Consider the following 19,855-nt stretch of genomic DNA (forward strand, 5'->3'; position numbering starts at 1 on the left):
CAAGTCGTGCAGCTACTCAACGCAAGTTCAAGAACAAGCATCCAGGGAGAGTCCCGGTGAGTGAAGTCGTCAAGCTCGAACGTCATGACAACATTGCCGTCGTCACGGTTAACAGTCCGCCAGTGAACGCGCTGAGCGCGGCCGTGCGCGGCGGCATCTTCGATTGCATCAAGAGCGCGATCGATGACGCGCAGGTCCAGGGCATCGTGCTGACCTGCGCCGGCCGCACCTTCATCGCCGGCGCCGACATCACCGAATTCGGCAAGCCGCCGAAGCCGCCCGGGCTCGCCGAGGTGCTGAGCCTGATGGAGAACTCGCCGAAGCCGATCGTCGCTGCGATCCACGGCACCGCACTCGGCGGCGGCCTCGAGGTCGCGCTGGCCTGCCACTATCGCGTCGCCACCAAGGACGCCAAGCTCGGCCTGCCCGAGGTGAAGCTCGGCCTGCTGCCGGGCGCCGGCGGTACCCAGCGCCTGCCGCGCGCGGTCGGTCCCGAGCTCGCGGTCAAGATGATCGTCGGCGGCGATCCGATCGGCGCCGATGCCGCGCTGAAGGCCGGCCTGATCGAGGAGATCGTCGAAGGTCCGGCCTCGGGCGGTGAGGCATTTGCGCGCAAGGTGGTCGCCGAGAAGCGTCCGCTGCGCAAGCTGCGCGATGACGACTCGAAGCTCGCCGCGGCCAAGGCCGACCGTTCGATCTTCACCAATGCGGTCGCCGCGCTGACCAAGAAGTCGCGCGGCCTCGAGGCGCCGTTCGCCGCGGCCGATGCCGTCGGCGCCGCGATCGACCTGCCGTTCGAGGAAGGCCTGAAGAAGGAGCGCGAGGGTTTCCTCAAGCTGATGAACGGCGACCAGTCCAAGGCGCAGCGCTACGCGTTCTTCGCCGAGCGCGAGGCCGCCAAGATCTCCGGCATTCCCGAGGGCACCAAGGGCCGCAACGTGGCCCGCGTCGCCATTCTCGGCGCCGGCACCATGGGCGGCGGCATCGCGATGTCGTTCGCCAATGCCGGCATCCCGGTCACCCTGATCGAGACCGGCGAGGAGCAGCTCAAGCGCGGCATGGGCATCATGCAGAAGAACTACGAGGCGACCGCGGCGCGCGGCGGCATCCCGGCGGACGCGCCCGCCAAGCGGATGGCGCTGATCAACGGCGTCGTCGGCATCGAGAACGTCGGCGACGCCGATCTCGTGATCGAGGCGGTGTTCGAGACCATGGCGGTCAAGAAGGAGGTGTTCGGCAAGCTCGATCAGTATGCCAAGCCCGGCGCGGTGCTGGCCTCCAACACCTCCTATCTCAACATCGACGAGATCGCGAAATCGACCAAGCGTCCGCAGGACGTGCTCGGCATGCACTTCTTCTCGCCGGCCAACGTCATGAAGCTGTGCGAGATCGTGCGCGCCGACAAGACCGCGCCCGACGCGCTGGTGACCGCGGTGTCGATCGCCCGCAAGATCGCCAAGGTGCCGGCCGTGGTCGGCGTCTGCGACGGCTTCGTCGGCAACCGCATGCTGGCGCAGCGCGGCAAGCAGTCCGAGAAGCTGCTGTTCGAAGGCGCGCTGCCGCAGCAGGTCGATGCCGTCGTCACCAAGTTCGGCATGCCGATGGGCCCGTTCGCGATGGGCGATCTCGCCGGTCTCGACATCGGCTGGCGCTCGCGCAAGGACCGCGGCATCAAGTCGGAGATCGCCGACGCGCTGTGCGAAGCTGGCCGCTTCGGCCAGAAGACCGGCAAGGGCTACTACAAGTACGAGCCGGGCTCGCGCGCGGCGCTGCCCGATCCGGAGGTCGAGAAGCTGATCGACGAGACGCTGGCGCGCCTCGGCCGCAAGAAGCGCGTCGTCAGCGACGACGAGATCCTCGAGCGCATGATGTATCCGATGATCAACGAAGGCGCGAAGATCCTCGCCGAGGGCATCGCGGCGCGGCCGTCCGACATCGACGTGGTCTGGCTCTATGGCTACGGCTGGCCGATCTATCGCGGCGGTCCGATGTTCTGGGCCGACACCGTCGGCCTCAAGCACATCGCCGATCGCCTGGCCTTCTACGCTAAGGAGACCAACGATCCCTCGCTCGAGCCGGCGCCGCTGCTCAGGAAGCTCGCCGACGAAGGCAAGACCTTCGCCTCGCTCGCCGCGCCGTCGAAGGCGGCGTGATTGGCTGAAGGCTTAACCACGTGTCGTTCCGGGGCATCGCGTAAGCGATGAACCCGGAACCCATTGTGCCCCGGCACGTGCGGCCTGATGGATTCCGGGCCTGGCCCTTCGGGCCATCCCGGAATGACGACTTCAGAGAGTCCCTGCGAAGGCATCCATGACCTATCCCGGCGAACAATATTATCCCAAGGGCGTGCGGTGGAGCGACGAGATCACGCGCGGCACGCTGCCGGATCTGCTCTCGACTGCCGCCGCGGAGTTCGGCGCGCGCCCGGTGCTCGAATTCCGCGACCGGCAGATCGGCTACGCCGAGCTCGAAGCCCTGGTAGAGACCGCGGCCGCTGCCTTCATGCGCGCCGGCTACGGCAAGGGCACCTCGGTCGCGCTGTTCCTCGGCAACTCGCCGGACCATCCGATCAATTTCTTCGGCGCGCTGAAGGCAGGCGCCCGCGTCGTGCATCTGTCGCCGCTCGACGGCGAGATCGCGCTGTCGCACAAGCTCTCGGACTCCGGCGCGCGCGTGCTGGTCACCAGTAATCTCTCGGCGCTGCTGCCGACCGCGCTGAAATTCCTCGCCAAGGGCCTGCTCGACCGTCTGATCGTCTGCGAGGACGACAATTGGGGCAAGGCCGGCACGCCGCAGACCGCGCTACCCGACAATCCCGCCGTTATCACGCATCGCCAGTTCATCGATGGCGCTGTTAAGCCGGCGCAATGGCCCGCGGTCGACGTTGAGGACGTCGCGCTGCTGCAATATACCGGCGGCACCACGGGCCTGCCCAAGGGGGCCATGCTCAGCCACGGCAATCTCACCGCGGCGGTCTCGATCTACGACGTCTGGGGCAAGCCCGCGCGGCTCGAGCGCAATGCGATCGAGCGCGTGATCTGCGTGCTGCCGCTGTTTCATATCTATGCGCTGACCGTGGTGCTGCTGTCGGCGATCCGGCGCGGCCATCTGATCTCGCTGCACCAGCGCTTCGACGTCGAGGCCGTGATGCGAGACATCGAGGTCAAGCGCGCGACGGTGTTTCCCGGCGTGCCGACGATGTGGATCGCGATCGCCTCGCTGCCCGATCTCGACAAGCGCGATCTCTCCTCGCTGGTGGTCGCCGGCTCCGGCGGCGCGCCGCTGCCGGTCGAGGTTGCAAAGGTTTTCGAGCGCCGCGTCGGCATGAAGCTGAAGAGCGGCTGGGGCATGACCGAGACCTGCTCGCCCGGCACCGGTCATCCCAAGGAGGGCCCGGAGAAGCCGGGCTCGATCGGGCTGATGCTGCCCGGTATCGAGATGGACGTGGTGTCGCTGGAGGATTCCACCAGGGTGATGCCGGTCGGCGAGGTCGGCGAGATCCGCATCCGCGGCCCGAACGTCACCAAGGGCTACTGGAACAGGCCGGCGGAGACCGCGGAAGCCTTCGTCGGCGACCGATTCCTCACCGGCGACATCGGCTACATGGACACCGATGGCTATTTCTATCTGGTCGACCGCAAGAAGGACATGATCATCTCCGGCGGCTTCAACGTCTATCCGCAGATGATCGAACAGGCGATCTACACCCATCCCGCCGTGCAGGAGGTGATCGTGATCGGGATTCCCGACGATTACCGCGGCGAGGCGGCCAAGGCCTTCATCAAGCTGCGCGACGGCGAGAAGCCGTTCTCGGTCGACGAGCTGCGCGCGTTCCTCGCCGGCAAGGTCGGCAAGCACGAACTGCCGGCGGCGGTCGAGTTCGTCGCCGAACTGCCGCGCACCCCGGTCGGCAAGCTGTCGCGCCACGAATTGCGCCAGCAGCAGCCGAAGACAGCTCAAGCCAAATCAGTCGTTCAATAGGAGGATCCGATGGATCTCGCTTTCACCAAGGAAGAGATAGCGTTTCGCGAGGAGGTGCGGGAGTTCTTCAAGAACAACGTGCCGCCGGAGACACGGCGCAAGCTGCAGGAGGGCCGCCATCTGTCGAAGGACGAGATGGTCACCTGGTGGCGCATCCTCAACAAGAAGGGCTGGGGCGTCACCCACTGGCCGAAGGAATATGGCGGCACCGGCTGGAGCACCGTGCAGCACTACATCTTCAACGAAGAGCTGCAGTCCTATCCGGCGCCGCAGCCGCTCGCCTTCGGCGTCAGCATGGTCGGCCCGGTCATCTATACCTTCGGCAATGAGAAGCAGAAGAAGGAATACCTGCCGCGCATCGCCAATGTCGACGACTGGTGGTGCCAGGGCTTCTCGGAGCCGGGTTCGGGCTCGGACCTCGCCTCGCTGAAGACCAAGGCCGAGCGCCGTGGCGACAAGTGGATCATCAACGGCCAGAAGACCTGGACCACGCTCGCCCAGCACGCCGACATGATCTTCTGCCTCTGCCGCACCGACCCGGCCGCGAAGAAGCAGATGGGCATCTCCTTCATCGTGTTCAGCATGAAGTCGAAGGGCGTCACCGTGCGCCCGATCCAGACCATCGACGGCGGCCACGAGGTCAACGAAGTGTTCTTCGACGACGTCGAGGTGCCCTACGAGAACCTGATCGGCGAAGAGAACAAGGGCTGGGATTACGCAAAATTCCTGCTCGGTAATGAGCGCACCGGCATCGCCCGGGTCGGCGTGTCGAAGGAGCGGCTGCGCCGCATCCGCGCGCTGGCCTCCAAGGTCGAGTCCGGCGGCCGTCCTGTGATCGAGGATCCGGCGTTCCGCGAAAAGCTCACGGCCTGCGAGATCGAGCTGAAGGCGCTCGAGCTGACCCAGCTCCGCGTCGTCGCCGACGAGGGCAAGCACGGCAAGGGCAAGCCCAATCCGGCGTCCTCGGTGCTCAAGATCAAGGGCTCGGAGATCCAGCAGACCACCACCGAGCTTCTGATGGAGATCATCGGTCCGTTCGCCGCGCCCTATGACGAGCACGGCGACGCCGGCTCGAACGAGAGCATGGATTGGACCGCGCAGATCGCGCCGAGCTACTTCAACAACCGCAAGGTTTCGATCTACGGCGGCTCCAACGAGATCCAGCGCAACATCATCAGCAAGGCCGTGCTGGGACTTTAGGCCAAGCTCCCACCACTGCCGTCATTCCGGGGCTTCGCGTAGCGAAGAGCCCGGAATCCATCTTCCCGCAAGATGTGCGGTCAAATGGATTCCGGGCCTGGCCCTTCGGGCCATCCCGGAATGACGCCGCGGTAGAGCATCAGCATCTTTTGACGATAGGGAACGAACATGGATTTTGATCTGTCCGAGGAGCAGCGGCTTCTCAAGGAAAGCATCGACGGGCTTCTCACCGATGCCTACGACTTCGATGCGCGCAAGAAGTACATGAAGGAGAAGGGCGGCTGGAGCAAAGCGCTCTGGGGCAAGCTCGCCGAGCAGGGCCTGCTCGGTCTGCCCTTTGCCGAGACCGACGGCGGCTTCGGCGCCGGCGCGGTCGAGACCATGATCGTGATGGAAGCGCTCGGCAAGGCGCTGGTGGTCGAGCCTTATCTCGCCACCGTCGTGGTCGCCGGCGGCTTCCTGCGCCATGGCGGCTCGGCCGAGCAGAAGGCCAAGTACATTCCCGGCATCATCGACGGCAGCAAGACCTTCGGCTTCGCCCAGCTCGAGAAGAACTCGCGCTACGACCTGTTCGACGTCGTGACCACGGCCAAGAAGAAGGGCGATGGTTGGGTGATCGATGGCGAGAAGTTCGTCGTGCTCAATGGCGAGAACGCGGACACCTTGATCGTGACCGCGCGCACCAAGGGCGGCCAGCGCGACAAGACCGGGATCGGCGTGTTCCTGGTCCCGGCGGATGCCAAGGGCGTCACCAAAAAGGGCTATCCGACCCAGGACGGCCTGCACGCGGCCGACATCACCTTCACCAATGTCGAGGTCGGTGCGGATGCTGCGATCGGCGATCCCGAGAACGGCCTGCCGCTGATCGAGCGCGTCGCGGACGAAGCCCGCACCGCGCTGTGCGCAGAGGCCGTCGGCGCGATGGACGAGTCGCTGAAGGAGACCGTCGAGTACATCAAGACCCGCAAGCAGTTCGGCGTGGCGATCGGCTCGTTCCAGAGCCTGCAGCACCGCGCCGCCGACATGTTCGTGGCGCTGGAGCAGGCCCGCAGCATGTCGATGTTCGCGACCATGGCGTCGGACTTCGACGATGCCAAGGAGCGTTCGTCCGCGGTGGCGGCTGCCAAGGTGCAGGTCGGCAAGTCGCTGAAGTTCGTTGGCCAGCAGTCGATCCAGCTTCACGGCGGCATCGGCATGACCATGGAAGCCAAGATCGGCCACTACTTCAAGCGGCTGACCATGATCGAGAACACGCTCGGCGACACCGACTACCATCTACGTCGCGTCAGCGAGGGCGGCGGGCTGCTGGCTTAGTCCTCAACTGTCACTCCGGGTCAGCCCGAAGGGCTGAGCCCGGAATCCATTTCATCACCAATGATGCGGCCCAATGGATTCCGGGTTCTCGCTTCGCGAGCCCCGGAATGACGGCCCATCCGGGAGGCAACAACAATGAAAAACACCCCGTTCGATCTCACCGGCCAGGTCGCGGTCGTCACCGGCTCGAGCCGCGGCATCGGCCGCGCCTCGGCGGAGCTGCTCGCAAAACTCGGCGCCAAGGTTGTGATCTCCTCGCGCAAGGCGGATGCCTGCGAGGTCGTCGCCGACGGCATCAAGAAGGCCGGCGGCGACGCGCTCGTCATTCCCTGCAACATCGCGCGGCGCGATGAGGTCGAGGCGCTGGTCTCGGGCACCATCAAGCATTACGGCAAGATCGACATCCTGGTCTGCAACGCCGCGGTGAATCCGTATTACGGCCCGCTGCTCGACATCACGGACGAGGCCTTCGACAAGATCATGGGCTCCAACGTCAAGAGCAACATCTGGCTCTCCGCGCTGGCGATCCCGCAGATGGCCGAACGCGGCAAGGGCTCGGTCGTGATCATCTCCTCGATCGGCGGCTTGCGCGGCTCGACCGTGATCGGCGCCTACGGCATCTCCAAGGCGGCGGATTTTGCGCTGTGCCGCAGCCTCGCCGGTGAATGGGGCCCGAAGGGCGTGCGCGTCAATTGCGTGGCGCCGGGCCTGGTGAAAACCGACTTCGCCCGCGCGCTGTGGGAGGATCCGGACAATCTGAAGCGCCGCACCGCGTCGACGCCGCTCCGCCGCATCGGCGAGCCCGACGAGATCGCCGGCGCCGTGGCCTATCTCGCCTCCGACGCCTCGACCTTCATGACCGGCCAGACCATCGTGGTCGACGGCGGTGTGACGACGGCGGCGACGTAAGCGGCTGTTCCTTCGGGATGGCGCTCAGCTTGCTCAGTGTCATCACCCGCGCATGCGGGTGATCCAGTATTCCAGAGACCGCGGTGCTTGAGCCGAAGGGCCGCGGCGTACTGGATCGCCCGGTCGGAGCCGGGCGATGACAAGGGGCATATGCGATGCCTTCCTGCGCAAGCGAGAGGGGGAGCTCAGCCCGCCTCACACCTGCTCCAGCGCCCGCTCGAAATCCTCGATCAGATCGTCGGGGTGCTCGAGCCCGGCGGAGAAGCGGATAAAGCCTTCGCTGATGCCGAGCTCGGCGCGGGCCTCCGGCGCCAGGCGCTGATGCGTCGTGGTGGCGGGATGCGTGACCAGGCTCTTGGCATCGCCGAGATTGTTGGAGATGCGCGAGATCTTCAGCGCGTTGAGGCAGCGGAACGCGCCTGCCTTGCCGTCCTTGACCTCGAAGCCGACCAGCGTCGAGCCGGCGCCCATCTGCTTCTTCACGGTTTCGGCCTGCGGATGATCGGGGCGGCCGGGATAGACCAGCCGCGTGATCTTCGGATGTTTCGCCAGCGCCTCGGCGATCTTCGCTGCGTTTTCGGTCTGCGCGCGGACGCGGACGCCGAGCGTCTCCAGCCCCTTCAGCAGCACCCAGGCGTTGAACGGCGACAGCGACGGGCCGGTCTGGCGCATGAAATTATGGATGTGCTCGGCGATGAAGGCCTCCGACGACAGGATGATGCCGCCGAGGCAGCGGCCCTGGCCGTCGATATGCTTGGTCGCGGAATAGACCACGACGTCGGCGCCGAGCGACAGCGGGCTCTGCCAGATCGGCGTCGCGAACACATTGTCGACGATCAGCCGGGCGCCGCCGCTGTGGGCAATCTTGGCGATCGCGCCGATGTCGAGCACGTCGAGCGTCGGGTTGGTCGGGCTTTCCAGGAAGAAGGTCTTGGTGTTCGGCCGCAAGGCGCGCTGCCACTGGTCGAGATCGAGGCCGTCGACCAGCGTCGTCTCGATGCCGTAGCGCGGCAGCAGGTCCTGCACCACATAGAGGCAGGAGCCGAACAGGGCTTTCGAGGCCACCACGTGATCGCCGGCCTTCAGCGGCGCGAGGATCGCGGTGGTCACCGCCGCCATGCCGGTCGCGGTCGAGCGCGCGGCCTCCGCGCCCTCGAGCTCGATCATGCGGCGCTCGAACATCGCAATGGTCGGGTTGGAATAGCGCGAATAGATGAAGCCGGGGTCCTGGCCCTTGAAGCGCGCCTCGCATTGCTCGGCGGTGTCGTAAACGTAACCCTGGGTGAGAAACAGCCCTTCCGACGTCTCGCCGAATTGCGAGCGCAGCGTGCCGCCATGGACCAGGCGGGTTTCGGGACGGAAGCGGGCGGTACCTTCAGATTCAGACATGTGACCTCCGAAGTGGCCATTCCTCTGGAAAATGGCCACAAAAAAACCGGCCTGGAGCAACCTCCACAAGCCGGGATCACACTGTCCCCGGCCTGTTTAGCGACTTATTTAACGTGGCTGCAAGCCGGCCGGCTCAAATCACCACGGGATAAGTGCAGCTGATATTCCCTCGCGCCCTTTCCGTCAAGACGGTCATCGGATAACCCGTAAAAGCCCATATTTTAGGGCTTGATGGCCGCCAGAGGTTGGTTTTGGGCCATCTCGAGGGACCGTATCGTGTCGTTCACGCTGGAAGATGAATCCAACGGAATCCTGCCCGACCGCATGATCGCGGAGATGGCGGAGGCCGGTCTCATTCTGCCCGCCTACGACTTCGTCGAGAGCCAGATCCAGCCGGCGAGCCTCGATCTGCGCCTCGGCGACATCGCCTACCGGGTCCGCGCCAGCTTCCTGCCGGGGCCCGATGCCACCGTCGCCGAGCGGATCGACCAGCTCAAGCTGCACGAGATCGATCTGTCCGACGGCGCGGTGCTGGAGACCAATTGCGTCTACATCGTCCCGCTGCTGGAGAGCCTGGCGCTGCCGCCGGAGATCGTCGCCGCGGCCAACCCGAAGAGCTCGACCGGACGGCTCGACGTCTTCACCCGCGTGATCGCCGACGGCACCCGCCGCTTCGACATGATCGGCGCCGGCTATCACGGCCCGCTCTATGCCGAGATCTCGCCGAAGACGTTTCCGGTGCTGCTGCGCGAGGGCTCGCGGCTCAGCCAGGTCCGCTTCCGGATCGGCGAGGCGACCTTGACCGCCGACGAACTGGACGCGCTGCATGCCAGTGAGCGGCTGGTCGATGCCGACAATGCCGATCTCACCCATGGCGTCGCGCTGTCGGTCGATCTCTCCGGCGAGAGCTCGGGCGGCTTCGTCGGCTATCGCGCCAAGCGCCACACCGGCGTGGTCGATGTCGATCGCCGCGGCGGCTATGCGGTCGACGACTTCTGGGAGCCAATCAAGGCGCGGCCCGACGGCAGCCTGATCCTCGATCCCGGTGAGTTCTACATCCTGGCTTCGAAAGAGGCTGTGCAGGTGCCGCCGGACTACGCCGCGGAGATGGTGCCGTTCGATCCTTTGGTCGGCGAATTCCGCGTCCACTATGCCGGCTTCTTCGATCCCGGATTCGGCTATGCCGGCGCCGGCGGCAAGGGCGCGCGCGCCGTGCTCGAAGTGCGCTCGCGCGAGGTGCCGTTCATCCTCGAGCATGGCCAGATCGTCGGCCGCCTGGTCTATGAGCGGATGCTCGAGCGTCCCGATGCGCTCTACGGCCAGCGCATCGGCTCGAACTACCAGGCGCAGGGCCTGAAGCTCTCCAAGCATTTTCGCGTTTAATTCCGCGCGCCGGAGTTCGCGTAGCCAATAAGACCGTCGCGCCTCCATTCTCCGCTGTGATTCCCCGCGAAAGCGGGGAATCCAGTACGCCGCGGCTCTCCATCGACAATGACCGTCTCTGGGATACTGGATCGCCCGAACGAGTCGGGCGATGACACCGCGTGTGTGGTTGCGCCGTCTCCTAAGCGATGACACATTCGAGAAAACAACAAGCCGGGAGCGAACATGACCGCAGGCGAGAGCGCACAACAGGCGCAATGGCGGAAGTGGCGCAGTGTCGCCGATCTCTACCACGCCTTCTTCACCGGGCTGATCCTCACCGTGGTGACGCGACGCGGCACCGCCGACGCCGCCGAATTCGTCTTCCGCGTGTTCCGCCGCCAGCAGCAGGAGCGTTTCCTGCCCGGCTTGAAGAAGCTCGGGCTCGACGGCCTGCCGCCGGCGGTCGCGGCCGCGCAATATCACTACCTCTCCAACTGGATCGGCGGCGTGCACGTCGAATACATGTACGAGACCGATCGCAAGGCCTGGATCCGCTATCCGCCGCCGCGCTGGATCTGGAAGGGCACCGCGATCTGCGGCGTGCCCGGCGAGGTCTCGCGCGCGATGCTGCGCGGCTGGCACGCCAACAATGGCGTGGCGCTCGGCGATCTCAGGCTCGGCTTCGTCTGCACCAAGCAGAGCGTCGACGGCCAGGACGGGCTCGAGGGCTATTACTGCGAATATGATCACCCGCTCGAGCTCGACCAGCGCCTGGTGTTCGCGCGCCATCTCGAGGCACCGCTGTTCGATGCGAAGACCGCGCCGGCGCTGCCGGTCGACAGCTGGCCGCGTCAGCGGTTGGAGAAGGCTTATCGCAACTACGCGATGGAATATGTGAAGACGGCCGCGCCTGTGATCGTGCAGGTGTTCGGGCCTGAGGATGCGAGCTATCTGCTGCATCTCACCGGCAGACTGATTGGCATGCAGTATTTCGATGAAGTCGCGCAGGCGCTCGGTGGCAGCCGTGGCCGTGCCACGGAATATGCGGCATTCCTGCGCACGCTGTTCGAGTCGCAGGATGATGTCGCAGAGATCAGCGAGTCCGAGGGCCAGTTCGAAATCCGCCAGCAGGGCTGGAAGCTGATGGCCGATGTGGTCGACTATCATCCGGCCTGCGCCAGCGTGCTGACCGGGCTGTTTGAGGGGCTTGCCGCCGGCTGCGGCCGGCACATTCCGGTGCATCTGAAGCCGAACAGCGCTGCCGCCGCGCCGTTCGTCTGGTCGATCGGCTAGATCAGAGGTTCATCCGGGTTCACCTGCAATCGCGCAGGCCCCCCTTGCGTCCCGCGCACGTGGAATCCGCTGCTGCCATGGTAGGGAAACACCATGGCGCGGCTCCCAGACTGCGCAGAGCGCGATCAGCAAAAGTGGGTACCGGTTTTGCGCCTGATCGCGCTCTGAATCATAAATTTAGGCGCATGACCTCTTCGCCAAACCGCCCACACTTTGGCGGGTCATGCGCCGTGGAGTGGAAATGTCCGATCTCGGCCTCGCCGAAATACCTGTCGACGAACAAGAGCGGCCGCTGCCGCCGCCGGTGAGCAAGCCGGCGCGCAATGCGCTGCTCGATGGGCCGATCCTGCGCACGCTGTTGTGGCTCGCCTGGCCGAACGTGATCGCGCTCTCGGCCGGCACCTGCGTTGTCATTGCCGAGACCTCCTATATCGGCCGGCTCGGCGTCGAGTCGCTGGCGGCGATGGCGCTGCTGTTTCCCTGCGTGATCCTGACGATGACGATGTCGGGCGGCGCGATGGGCGGCGGCGTCGCGTCCGCGATTGCGCGCGCGCTCGGCGCCGGCGAGATCGAGCGCGCCTCGACGCTGGCCATGCATGCGCTGATGATCGGGCTGACTTTTGGTCTGACGTTCATGCTCGGCATGCTGATCTTCGGCCCGCGTCTGCTCGAACTGCTCGGCGGCCGCGGCAATGTGCTGGCGCAGGCGATCGCCTATTCGCAGATCTTCTTCGGCGGCGCGATCCTGCCCTGGCTGATGAACACGATGGCCGGCATCCTGCGCGGCACCGGCAACATGAAGCTGCCGTCGACCATGATCCTGTCCTCGGCGGTGTGGCAGATCATTTTGGGCGGCACGCTCGGGCTCGGCCTCGGCCCGGTGCCGCAATTCGGCATGCGCGGCGTCGCCGCGGGTTCGCTGATCGCCTATTCGATCAGCATCAGCGTGATGGGCTGGTATCTGTTCTCGGGCCGGGCCCGCGTGAAGCCGAAGTTCAGGGGGCTGCGCGTGCAGTGGGCGATGTTCATCGACATCCTCCGGGTCGGCGCCGTCTCCTGCTTCTCGCCGCTGCAATCGGTCCTGACGATCTCGATCTTCACCCACATGCTGGCGCAGTTCGGCACCGCGGTGCTCGCCGGCTACGGCATCGGCGCCCGGCTTGAATTCATGCTGACCTCGGTTGCCTTTGCGGTCGGCATCGCCTCGGTGCCGATGATCGGCATGGCGGTCGGCGCCGAGCGCGTCGCGCGGGCCCGGCGCATCGCCTGGACCGCGGGCACGGTGTCGTTTCTCTCGGTCGGTGCGGTCGGCAGCTTCATCGCTGTCTTCCCCGACCTCTGGGTCAATCTGTTCACCGACGATCCGCATGTGCGGGCGACCAGCCATCAATATCTCTCGACCGCCGCGCCGATGTACGCCTTCATCGGCCTTGCGATGTCGATGTATTTCTCCTCGCAAGGCGCGGCGAAGGTGCTGGGTCCGGTGCTGGCGCAGACCGCGCGCCTGATCTTCATCGGTACCGGCGGCTGGTGGCTGTCGACCCATGAGGCGAGCGCGCAAAACTTCTTCGCCCTCGCCGCCGCCTCGATGGGGGTGCTCGGCGTGCTCTCATGCCTCAGCGTGATCCTGACGCGCTGGGGCAAATCGGCGCCGGTCGCAGCACCGCAGCCGGCGCTGTCGTGAGCTATTGGACCCGTCATCCGGTCCTTCCCCGTCATCCTGAGGAGCGCGCAGCGCGTCTCGAAGGATCGACGGCCCCGGTGCTTCAGCGTTCGCTCCTGGAAACAGCTGGGCTGTCGCCCTTCGAGACGGCCGCTTCGCGGCCTCCTCAGGGTGACGGTCGAAGATACTTTACGCGGCGTTCTTTTCCTTCGCCGATAGCGCCTGCGCCTTCTGCATCGCCTTGCCGCCGAGGTCCATCTGCGCGTCCATGTAGGGTGCGATCTCGTGCGGCAGCACGTCGGCGATCCACACCACGCGGCAGCGCGATTCGCCATCGGCAAACACCTGCACAGAGGCGGAGTGCTGCGTCAGCCGTTCGCTGCTGATCGCATAGACCAGCCGCTGTCGCTTGTCGTCGCAATCGACCAGTGTCTCGCGTGCCACGGTGCCGTTGCTGAAAGTGACGGTGCGGACGTCGCCGTCAAGCTGGGTGTCGGTGACGAAGCCCGGCACCAGCCGCGTATGCAGCGCGCCGAAATCGCGCAGCGCGTCCCAGACGTGGTCGGCTGGCGCGTCGATCGGGATGTCCTTGTGAATTGAGGCCATCGGATAGGGTCCTTTTATCAACAGATCTCAGGTCGACACCGCTTCGACATTGTTGCCGTCGGGGTCGAGCAGGAACGCCGCGTAGTAGGTCGGGCTGTAATCCTTGCGATGGCCCGCCGCGCCGTTGTCCTTGCCGCCGGCCTTCAGGCCTGCGCTATGGAATGTCTTGATCGCGTCGTGGCTCGGGGCGCGGAACGCGATGTGGGCGCCGCCCTGGGCCTTGCCCTTGTGCAGATGCAGCCAGAGCGCGGGCTCGCCCTTTGGGCCGAAACCGGCACCGCTGCCGTCGCGCGAGCACAGCACGAAGCCGAGCGGCGCCAGCGCCGCGGTGTAGAAGCGCACGCTGGCGTCGAGGTCACTGACGCGCAATCCGATATGGTCGTACATGATGAGGTCTCCAGTCATCGGGCGCGTCGAGGGACGCGCGGACCGGAGCAACCTAGCTATTGCAGCGCAAGCCGTTCTTGGAGAATCTTGCGGTCGCCGCGAGAGGCCTGGCGGAACTTCAGCGGTGAGGCGCCGGCGGCGCGGCGGAAGCTGCGCACGAAATTGGAGAGATCGCCGAAGCCGACGTCATAGGCGATCTCGGTGATCGGAGAGTCGTCGTCGGCCAGCCGCCGCGCCGCATGGCGCAGACGCGAGCGCACAAGATATTGATGCGGGGTGACGCCGAGCACCGCGGAGAACAGCCGCAGGAAGTGGAACGTGCTGAGGCCCGCCTGCTCCGCGGCAGCGTCGAGATCGATCTGATGCTGCGAATTGGCGTCGATCCACAGCGCGGTTTCAACCGCGCGGCGGCGATCGCGCAAGCCGGCGGTGAGGGGCTTTGCCTTGCGCTCCGCCACCAGCTCGACCAGTCGGCTGGCGAGGAGGTGACCGACCTCGTCGAGCCCGACGTCGCTGTTGCCAGCTGCCGCCGTCTGGGCGAGCTCGCCGATCACCATCAATTGCGGCAGCGGCGGCACCGCGCCGACCTGCCAGACCGCCGCGTGGTCGCCGATCGTCTCGACCAGCTCCGGATCGAGGAAAAACGACAGGCACTCGTCGCCGACCACATGATCGTGGGTGCAGATGTATTCGTCGCCGGGATGGCCGACCAGGATGGAGCCTGCCACCAGTTCATGGAAGCGGCCGCGGCAATGGCAGCCGAAGCTGCCGCTGCGCACATAGGACACGGAGTGGCAGGCGAACTGCTCGACGAACGGCTTGTCGCCGGGCTCCGCCGTGCAGCGAAACTCGTTCACCGTGATGCGCTCGCGCTGCAACAGCGTGGACCGGTTCATACCCAGGATTTAGGCTTGCGGCCGGGGCCGCGCAACCGGCAGCAGCACGTCAAACAGGGTCTTGCCGGCGGTCAGTTGGGCGCCCTCGATCGACAGCAGGCGCCGCTTGGAGACGCTGCCGCCGTTCGGCGAGATGCGGTCGGCATAGTGGCGCGCCTCGAGCACGCGATGGCAGGGCACGATGATCATGAACGGATTGCGGCCGAGCGCCTGTGCCACCGAATAGACCGCGCCGGAGGCGCGCAAGGCGCTTGCCACCTCGTCATAGGTCCGGGTCTCGCCGCGGGGAATGCCGCGGACAATCTGGTAGACGCGCTGATCGAAGGCCGGGATGCCGCCCATGTCGAGCGCAACGCCCGAGAGGTCGCTTTCGCCGCTGCGCATGATCGCGGCGATGCCCTCGATTGCGATCTCGACGTCCTCGGGAGGCCGCATCTCGCGTGCATCGGGATAAAGCTTGAACAGCCGCCTGCGGGTTTCGATCTCGCGCTGCTCGGGAAGCTGCACGCCGGCAATGCCGGCTTCGCCCCATGCGATGCCGCATCGGCCGATTGCCGTGTCGAAAATGGTGTACCCACGCCCCGCCATGACGCCACCAGCCCCCAGGGCGCGATCATAGCATCGCCGCGGTCCGGCGCATCCGGAATCTTCACGTTTAGTTAAGCATGTCGCGGCGGGCGCAGTGTGACCTCGACAACGTCCGGTCACGCATCTGCCGGTCACGCATCTTAAAGGCTTTGCCCGCTATCTGGACGCAGCATGCTGCTCCTCGATACGATCGGCGGAACGATGACGAGCACGAGCGCCGAAGCCGCGCCCGGCAGCGCGGGCATGGCCCGGCGCGCGCGTGGGCGCCTTCGCCCGCTATTCGGGTTGCTGTTGCTGGCGCTGGTGATCCGCCTTGCGGCCGCGGTCTGGCCCAACGTGATGTATCCCGACGAGATCTTCCAGTATCTCGAGCCGGCGTGGCGCATGCTCGGCCATGACGGCATCCTGACCTGGGAATGGCGCGAAGGCATTCGCGGCTGGTTCCTGCCGACACTGCTGGCCGGACCGGTTGCGCTCGGTGAGGCGATTGCGCCCGGCGGCGCGGGTGCCTTCCTGGTGCCGCGCCTGGTCGCGGCATGTGCATCGGTATCGATGGTGGTCAGCGCCTGGTACTTCGGCGCGCGGGTCTCGCGAACCCATGCCGTCGTCGCGGCGTTTGCCGCCGCGGTCTGGTTCGAGTTGATCCTGCTCGCGCCGCACACGCTGGGCGAGCCGCTGGCGACGGCGCTGATCGTGCCGGCGGCGCTGCTGGTGACCGATCATCCGTCGCAGCGGCGTCTTGCGATCGGCGGTGCCTTGCTCGCTTTCGCCTTTGTCTGCCGCTTCCAATATGCGCCGGCCATCGCAGTGCTCGCGCTCGGCGCCTGCTGGAAGCGCTGGCGCAACCTCGTTCCGCTGATCGTCGGAGGCCTCGCAGCGCTGGTGCTCACCGCCGCGATCGATCTTGCGCATGGCGCGGTGCCGTTCGCCTGGCTGATCGGCAATGTCAGGGAAAACCTCGTGCAGGATCGCGCCACCGAGTTCGGCGTGACCCCGCCTGCGGCCTATCTCGTCAATTTCCTGATCGTGTGGTCCGCGACGATCGTGCTGCCGCTTGCTGCGATCTGGCGCGGCTGGCGGCATGCACCGCTGCTGCTGGCTGTCGCGCTCGCCAATCTCGCCTTCCACAGCCTGATCGCGCACAAGGAATACCGCTTCGTCTTCCTCTCGGTGGTGTTGTTCATCATCGTCGCCGCGCTCGGCTCGGCCGACTGGGTGCAATGGCTGCGTACGAAGGACAAATGGCGCCGCTTTGCGTTGCCGGTCGTCATGGGGGGCTGGACGCTGCTCTCGGTGGCGCTGGCCGGCGCCAGCGAAGGGATGCGCGAATACTGGACGCGCGGCGTCGGTGCCGCGCAGCTCGCGGCGGAACTGCGCAACGATCCCCAGATGTGCGGCCTCGCGCTTTACAACGTCCGCTTCCAGCTGTTGCCGGGCCGCGAGCGCTTGGTCGGCCCGGTGCCGCTCTATGTGCTTGCGCCCACCGATCCGCTTGCCGAGCTGGTCCTGCCGCTGTTGTTGCAGACCACCAAGCCAGCCTTCAACCGCATCCTTGCACGCCCCGGGGCGGCCGGCGATCTGCCGGCGGATTTCTCACAGCAAAGCTGTGCCCATGTCGGCATCGCCGATGCCTGCATCTACGCGCGCAGCGGGACCTGCGACGCGACGGCCGCCACGCCCTTTGTCATCAATGACGCGCTCGTGAGGATGGGGCACTAAAGCACGGTCCGGAAAAGTGCAACGCGGTTTTCCGAAAAGATCATGCTCAAACAAACAGCTGGTGCGGCGATCGGCCTCAATGCGCTTGATCCGCTGCCGCCGCCCGGGCTATGGTCCGGCAGGTCGCACCCGATTGGGTCGACCTCAAGCAATTGAGTTCGCGGGCGTAGTTCAATGGTAGAACGGCAGCTTCCCAAGCTGCATACGAGGGTTCGATTCCCTTCGCCCGCTCCAGCCCTTGTTTCATAGGGGGTGTGTACGAGGCACGTACTTGGAATTGGCTGCGTTTCTAGGCTCTTTTGGATCCCCTGTTCGTTGAAGTCATTGCGATTTTTGGGGTCAGTGAAAGCGATTCTGGAGCCAAGCTTGAGCCAAAAAGCCCACCTCCCATCCTGTGGTTGCGGCTTCGGCTATTCATGATTCAATAGAGACATACTAGCTATTTTAACTATTTGATTTTTTGTATGTCTGACGCGAACACTATCGGCGAAACGCGCATACGCACTTTAGCCCGAGTGCGCGCAGCGATGTTGATGTTATTAAGCAGCTAGCGGCAGAGCTCATAAATTCTGCGATCACCTGAAGGATAAAGGCCCTCGTCTGGTTGCGCTGGCCCTAGACCGCCTATGAGAGGTAGCTGTTTGGCGGTGAAAGCGGCGACGGCATAGCGCAAAATTAGCCCGCGTGTAGTGAGCGCAGCAGCATGGAATATTGCAGGCTTGGTTCTCGTGCTCGTCGGGTATTGCTACCTTTCAGGTATGTCATGCCTTACCGCGTAAGGACCGGCGGCGATCAATTCACCATTCTTGAACAGAAGGAACAAAGCGACATAGACGCCGAGAAGCTCTAAGGGGCGCTCGGCTGGATCGGCCTTGCCCTCGTAATTTTCGGCACAGCCTGTCAGGTGGCGGCGAACATCCCATTTTGTTAGATGAAAGCTATCGAATAGGCGTCCTGTAAACCTCCATTCCTAGTTCGTACAACCAAGGAACTTCTTCACGGAACGCCGTAGCAAAAATGAGTATCGCCATCCGCGATGGACGCTCTCGCTCCAATGTTGAAAACATTTCGCGGAACAAGATATGTGGCGGAAAGCGGCGCCTCCTCCTGACACGAACTTCGTCTTCATCGCGTAGCTTAACGTCCAAGCCTCGCACACTGGCCACAAGCTCTTCGAGGACTTCGTGTTGAGAGCGAGTTGGTTTGGACGGCGCAGTAGGCTTTGGTATTGCCGCCACCCTTTTCTCAAGTTCGGGCCACAAGCTTTCAAAAAGGCGAAGCGCGCGTTCTTCCGGCACTGGTTGCGTAGCTATGCGATTTATTGACGTAACGACGTCGTTCAGGCCAGGCTTTTCTACCTTCTTCGCTTGAAACTGGGCGAGCGGTCCAGTGATGTCTTTAAACTCAATGTCGAGAAGGAGAGGGATGACGCGCCCTTCCTGCATAAGTTTTGCTAACGCACCTGCTTCAAAAAGAATCCAAGGCGCATTCACGTTCTCACGTGTCACGCAAATAATTCCGAAATTACTGCCCTCTAGCTCCTTAGCGACCTCCGTTCCCCATCTCTCGCCAGCAGCGATATCCGACTGCGATTGCCACGGCTGTACGTAGTGTAGAACAAGAGGAAGCCATTCATGCAAAGCTTGCGCGAGCGCTTGGCTGCGAGAGCCGCTCCAGCTCACAAAGATTCTCATTGCCCCTACTCCCCGGCGCAAAACTAGCATCCGAACTCATTTGCAAGCAATGGGCGAGCGGAGACCAAACTTCTCTCACGCCCTAGTTTGACGTGGTTACGCAGGTGCAGATCGGGTAATCACTTGAGAATGGTAGTAGCCCAAAGAGACTCAGATGGATGCTAAGTTGTTGATTTAACAGGGAGTCGTAAATGTTTCCAAGCTGCATACGAGGGGTTCGATTCCCTTCGCCCGCTCCAGCCCTTGGGCAAGATTTCGCGAGACAGCCTTGTTTCGTGGCATTTGCAGGAGATCTGACGTGAAGTTGCTCGGAGCGCTGCTGCTTGCGCTAGGCGCGCTTTGGATGACAAAGCCAGCATCTGCACAAATGTATGATCCTCGCTACCCGATCTGCATGCATGTCTATGGTGCGTTGCTCGGCGACCGAATGGACTGCGACTTCACGTCGCTGAATCAGTGCCAGGCCGGCGCTGCGGGACTTCCGGCGACCTGTCTGGTCAATCCCTTTTACGCGCCAGCCTATGCGCCGAGATCGGCGCGCCGTGACAGGCGTGAACGATGACGATTTCCGCTCGTTTTCGCGGGCGTCCATTTGAGATCGATCGATGGAATGGTGGTTCTACGCGCTCGTTGCGATGGTTCTGATCGGATGCGTATGTCTCGTGCGCGCCCGTCGCCGCAGCAGCACTTCGAGAGAGGACGAGGAACTGAACCAGCGAATTGATGAACGCGTCGACCGGCTTCGCGACGATCTCGCTCGCCGTGATCGCGATCGTGATTCCTGACTCGAGCACTCCCCGGAGAGGCGCCCCGGGATTGTTCCGGGATATTACGGCAGTTTGTTCACGCAA

17 protein-coding genes, 1 tRNA gene and 1 riboswitch are annotated in these 19,855 nt (G+C 64.5%); of the genes, 12 read left to right on the plus strand and 6 right to left on the minus strand.

Annotated elements, in window-relative coordinates; all coding sequences use genetic code 11:
- Positions 1-56 precede the first annotated feature (56 nt).
- From ACVINW_RS14585 to ACVINW_RS14605, 5 genes are all read left to right on the plus strand, one after another.
- Positions 57-2,153 carry a 3-hydroxyacyl-CoA dehydrogenase NAD-binding domain-containing protein gene (locus ACVINW_RS14585; protein ID WP_456751938.1) on the plus strand — a complete coding sequence of 699 codons (2,097 nt, stop codon included), beginning with the start codon at positions 57-59 and terminating at the stop codon, positions 2,151-2,153.
- A gap of 157 nt (positions 2,154-2,310) precedes the next feature.
- A complete protein-coding gene (gene pimA, locus ACVINW_RS14590; protein WP_456751939.1) occupies positions 2,311-3,981 on the plus strand; it encodes a dicarboxylate--CoA ligase PimA in 1,671 nt (556 codons plus the stop codon).
- 9 nt (positions 3,982-3,990) lie between these two features.
- Positions 3,991-5,181, plus strand: coding sequence for a pimeloyl-CoA dehydrogenase large subunit (gene pimC / locus ACVINW_RS14595; protein ID WP_018269091.1), 1,191 nt, complete (start codon positions 3,991-3,993; stop codon positions 5,179-5,181).
- Positions 5,182-5,349: 168 nt separating this feature from the next.
- Positions 5,350-6,495 carry a pimeloyl-CoA dehydrogenase small subunit gene (gene pimD, locus ACVINW_RS14600; protein ID WP_456751940.1) on the plus strand — a complete coding sequence of 382 codons (1,146 nt, stop codon included), beginning with the start codon at positions 5,350-5,352 and terminating at the stop codon, positions 6,493-6,495.
- A 135-nt stretch (positions 6,496-6,630) separates the two neighbouring features.
- Positions 6,631-7,404, plus strand: coding sequence for an SDR family NAD(P)-dependent oxidoreductase (locus tag ACVINW_RS14605; RefSeq protein WP_456751941.1), 774 nt, complete (start codon positions 6,631-6,633; stop codon positions 7,402-7,404).
- Between the two features lie 195 nt (positions 7,405-7,599).
- Here the strand turns inward: ACVINW_RS14605 and ACVINW_RS14610 are convergent, their stop codons facing one another.
- Positions 7,600-8,793 carry an O-succinylhomoserine sulfhydrylase gene (locus tag ACVINW_RS14610; protein ID WP_456751942.1) on the minus strand — a complete coding sequence of 398 codons (1,194 nt, stop codon included), beginning with the start codon at positions 8,791-8,793 and terminating at the stop codon, positions 7,600-7,602.
- 75 nt (positions 8,794-8,868) lie between these two features.
- Positions 8,869-8,948: riboswitch (SAM riboswitch) on the minus strand.
- A 121-nt stretch (positions 8,949-9,069) separates the two neighbouring features.
- Between ACVINW_RS14610 and ACVINW_RS14615 the strand changes: the two genes are divergently transcribed.
- The 3 genes from ACVINW_RS14615 to ACVINW_RS14625 all read left to right on the plus strand — a co-directional run bounded on the left by ACVINW_RS14615 (position 9,070) and on the right by ACVINW_RS14625 (position 13,135).
- Positions 9,070-10,176 carry a 2'-deoxycytidine 5'-triphosphate deaminase gene (locus tag ACVINW_RS14615; RefSeq protein ID WP_456751943.1) on the plus strand — a complete coding sequence of 369 codons (1,107 nt, stop codon included), beginning with the start codon at positions 9,070-9,072 and terminating at the stop codon, positions 10,174-10,176.
- Positions 10,177-10,401: 225 nt separating this feature from the next.
- Positions 10,402-11,451: a hypothetical protein gene (locus ACVINW_RS14620; protein WP_456751944.1), complete on the plus strand. Its 1,050-nt coding sequence runs from the start codon at positions 10,402-10,404 to the stop codon at positions 11,449-11,451.
- A 241-nt stretch (positions 11,452-11,692) separates the two neighbouring features.
- Positions 11,693-13,135: an MATE family efflux transporter gene (locus tag ACVINW_RS14625; protein ID WP_456751945.1), complete on the plus strand. Its 1,443-nt coding sequence runs from the start codon at positions 11,693-11,695 to the stop codon at positions 13,133-13,135.
- A gap of 168 nt (positions 13,136-13,303) precedes the next feature.
- Here the strand turns inward: ACVINW_RS14625 and ACVINW_RS14630 are convergent, their stop codons facing one another.
- The 4 genes from ACVINW_RS14630 to ACVINW_RS14645 are packed head-to-tail and all read right to left on the minus strand — an operon-like array spanning position 13,304 to position 15,591.
- Positions 13,304-13,720, minus strand: coding sequence for an SRPBCC family protein (locus tag ACVINW_RS14630; protein WP_456751946.1), 417 nt, complete (start codon positions 13,718-13,720; stop codon positions 13,304-13,306).
- Between the two features lie 27 nt (positions 13,721-13,747).
- Entirely contained in the window at positions 13,748-14,107 is a 360-nt protein-coding gene (locus ACVINW_RS14635) for a VOC family protein (protein WP_456751947.1), read from the minus strand.
- Positions 14,108-14,163: 56 nt separating this feature from the next.
- Complete coding sequence (locus ACVINW_RS14640; RefSeq protein ID WP_456751948.1) at positions 14,164-15,003, minus strand: helix-turn-helix domain-containing protein; 840 nt, start codon at positions 15,001-15,003, stop codon at positions 14,164-14,166.
- A gap of 9 nt (positions 15,004-15,012) precedes the next feature.
- Complete coding sequence (locus ACVINW_RS14645; RefSeq protein WP_456751949.1) at positions 15,013-15,591, minus strand: methylated-DNA--[protein]-cysteine S-methyltransferase; 579 nt, start codon at positions 15,589-15,591, stop codon at positions 15,013-15,015.
- Positions 15,592-15,762: 171 nt separating this feature from the next.
- Between ACVINW_RS14645 and ACVINW_RS14650 the strand changes: the two genes are divergently transcribed.
- Positions 15,763-17,310 (plus strand): 4-amino-4-deoxy-L-arabinose transferase, encoded by a 1,548-nt coding sequence (locus ACVINW_RS14650; RefSeq protein ID WP_456751950.1) that lies wholly within the window; start codon positions 15,763-15,765, stop codon positions 17,308-17,310.
- A gap of 160 nt (positions 17,311-17,470) precedes the next feature.
- Positions 17,471-17,544 (plus strand) — tRNA-Gly (locus ACVINW_RS14655).
- A gap of 704 nt (positions 17,545-18,248) precedes the next feature.
- Here the strand turns inward: ACVINW_RS14655 and ACVINW_RS14660 are convergent.
- Positions 18,249-19,004 carry a toll/interleukin-1 receptor domain-containing protein gene (locus ACVINW_RS14660; RefSeq protein ID WP_456751951.1) on the minus strand — a complete coding sequence of 252 codons (756 nt, stop codon included), beginning with the start codon at positions 19,002-19,004 and terminating at the stop codon, positions 18,249-18,251.
- Positions 19,005-19,302: 298 nt separating this feature from the next.
- On the opposite strand from ACVINW_RS14660, the gene ACVINW_RS14665 reads away from it, so the two are divergent.
- Together ACVINW_RS14665 and ACVINW_RS14670 are read left to right on the plus strand one after the other, a co-directional pair.
- Positions 19,303-19,566: a DUF3551 domain-containing protein gene (locus tag ACVINW_RS14665; RefSeq protein WP_456751952.1), complete on the plus strand. Its 264-nt coding sequence runs from the start codon at positions 19,303-19,305 to the stop codon at positions 19,564-19,566.
- 43 nt (positions 19,567-19,609) lie between these two features.
- Positions 19,610-19,789, plus strand: coding sequence for a hypothetical protein (locus ACVINW_RS14670; protein WP_456751953.1), 180 nt, complete (start codon positions 19,610-19,612; stop codon positions 19,787-19,789).
- Positions 19,790-19,855 lie beyond the last annotated feature (66 nt).

The organism is Bradyrhizobium sp. USDA 4461, assembly GCF_054055655.1.

Excerpts from the sequence above, each read along its gene's own strand:
- pimA (WP_456751939.1), top strand. The coding sequence starts at position 2,311 with ATGACCTATCCCGGCGAACAATATTATCCCAAGGGCGTGCGGTGGAGC.
- pimC (WP_018269091.1), top strand. The coding sequence starts at position 3,991 with ATGGATCTCGCTTTCACCAAGGAAGAGATAGCGTTTCGCGAGGAGGTG.
- pimD (WP_456751940.1), top strand. The coding sequence starts at position 5,350 with ATGGATTTTGATCTGTCCGAGGAGCAGCGGCTTCTCAAGGAAAGCATC.
- ACVINW_RS14605 (WP_456751941.1), top strand. The coding sequence starts at position 6,631 with ATGAAAAACACCCCGTTCGATCTCACCGGCCAGGTCGCGGTCGTCACC.
- ACVINW_RS14610 (WP_456751942.1), bottom strand. The coding sequence starts at position 8,793 with ATGTCTGAATCTGAAGGTACCGCCCGCTTCCGTCCCGAAACCCGCCTG.
- ACVINW_RS14620 (WP_456751944.1), top strand. The coding sequence starts at position 10,402 with ATGACCGCAGGCGAGAGCGCACAACAGGCGCAATGGCGGAAGTGGCGC.
- ACVINW_RS14625 (WP_456751945.1), top strand. The coding sequence starts at position 11,693 with ATGTCCGATCTCGGCCTCGCCGAAATACCTGTCGACGAACAAGAGCGG.
- ACVINW_RS14630 (WP_456751946.1), bottom strand. The coding sequence starts at position 13,720 with ATGGCCTCAATTCACAAGGACATCCCGATCGACGCGCCAGCCGACCAC.
- ACVINW_RS14635 (WP_456751947.1), bottom strand. The coding sequence starts at position 14,107 with ATGTACGACCATATCGGATTGCGCGTCAGTGACCTCGACGCCAGCGTG.
- ACVINW_RS14640 (WP_456751948.1), bottom strand. The coding sequence starts at position 15,003 with ATGAACCGGTCCACGCTGTTGCAGCGCGAGCGCATCACGGTGAACGAG.
- ACVINW_RS14645 (WP_456751949.1), bottom strand. The coding sequence starts at position 15,591 with ATGGCGGGGCGTGGGTACACCATTTTCGACACGGCAATCGGCCGATGC.
- ACVINW_RS14650 (WP_456751950.1), top strand. The coding sequence starts at position 15,763 with ATGCTGCTCCTCGATACGATCGGCGGAACGATGACGAGCACGAGCGCC.
- ACVINW_RS14660 (WP_456751951.1), bottom strand. The coding sequence starts at position 19,004 with ATGAGAATCTTTGTGAGCTGGAGCGGCTCTCGCAGCCAAGCGCTCGCG.
- ACVINW_RS14670 (WP_456751953.1), top strand. The coding sequence starts at position 19,610 with ATGGAATGGTGGTTCTACGCGCTCGTTGCGATGGTTCTGATCGGATGC.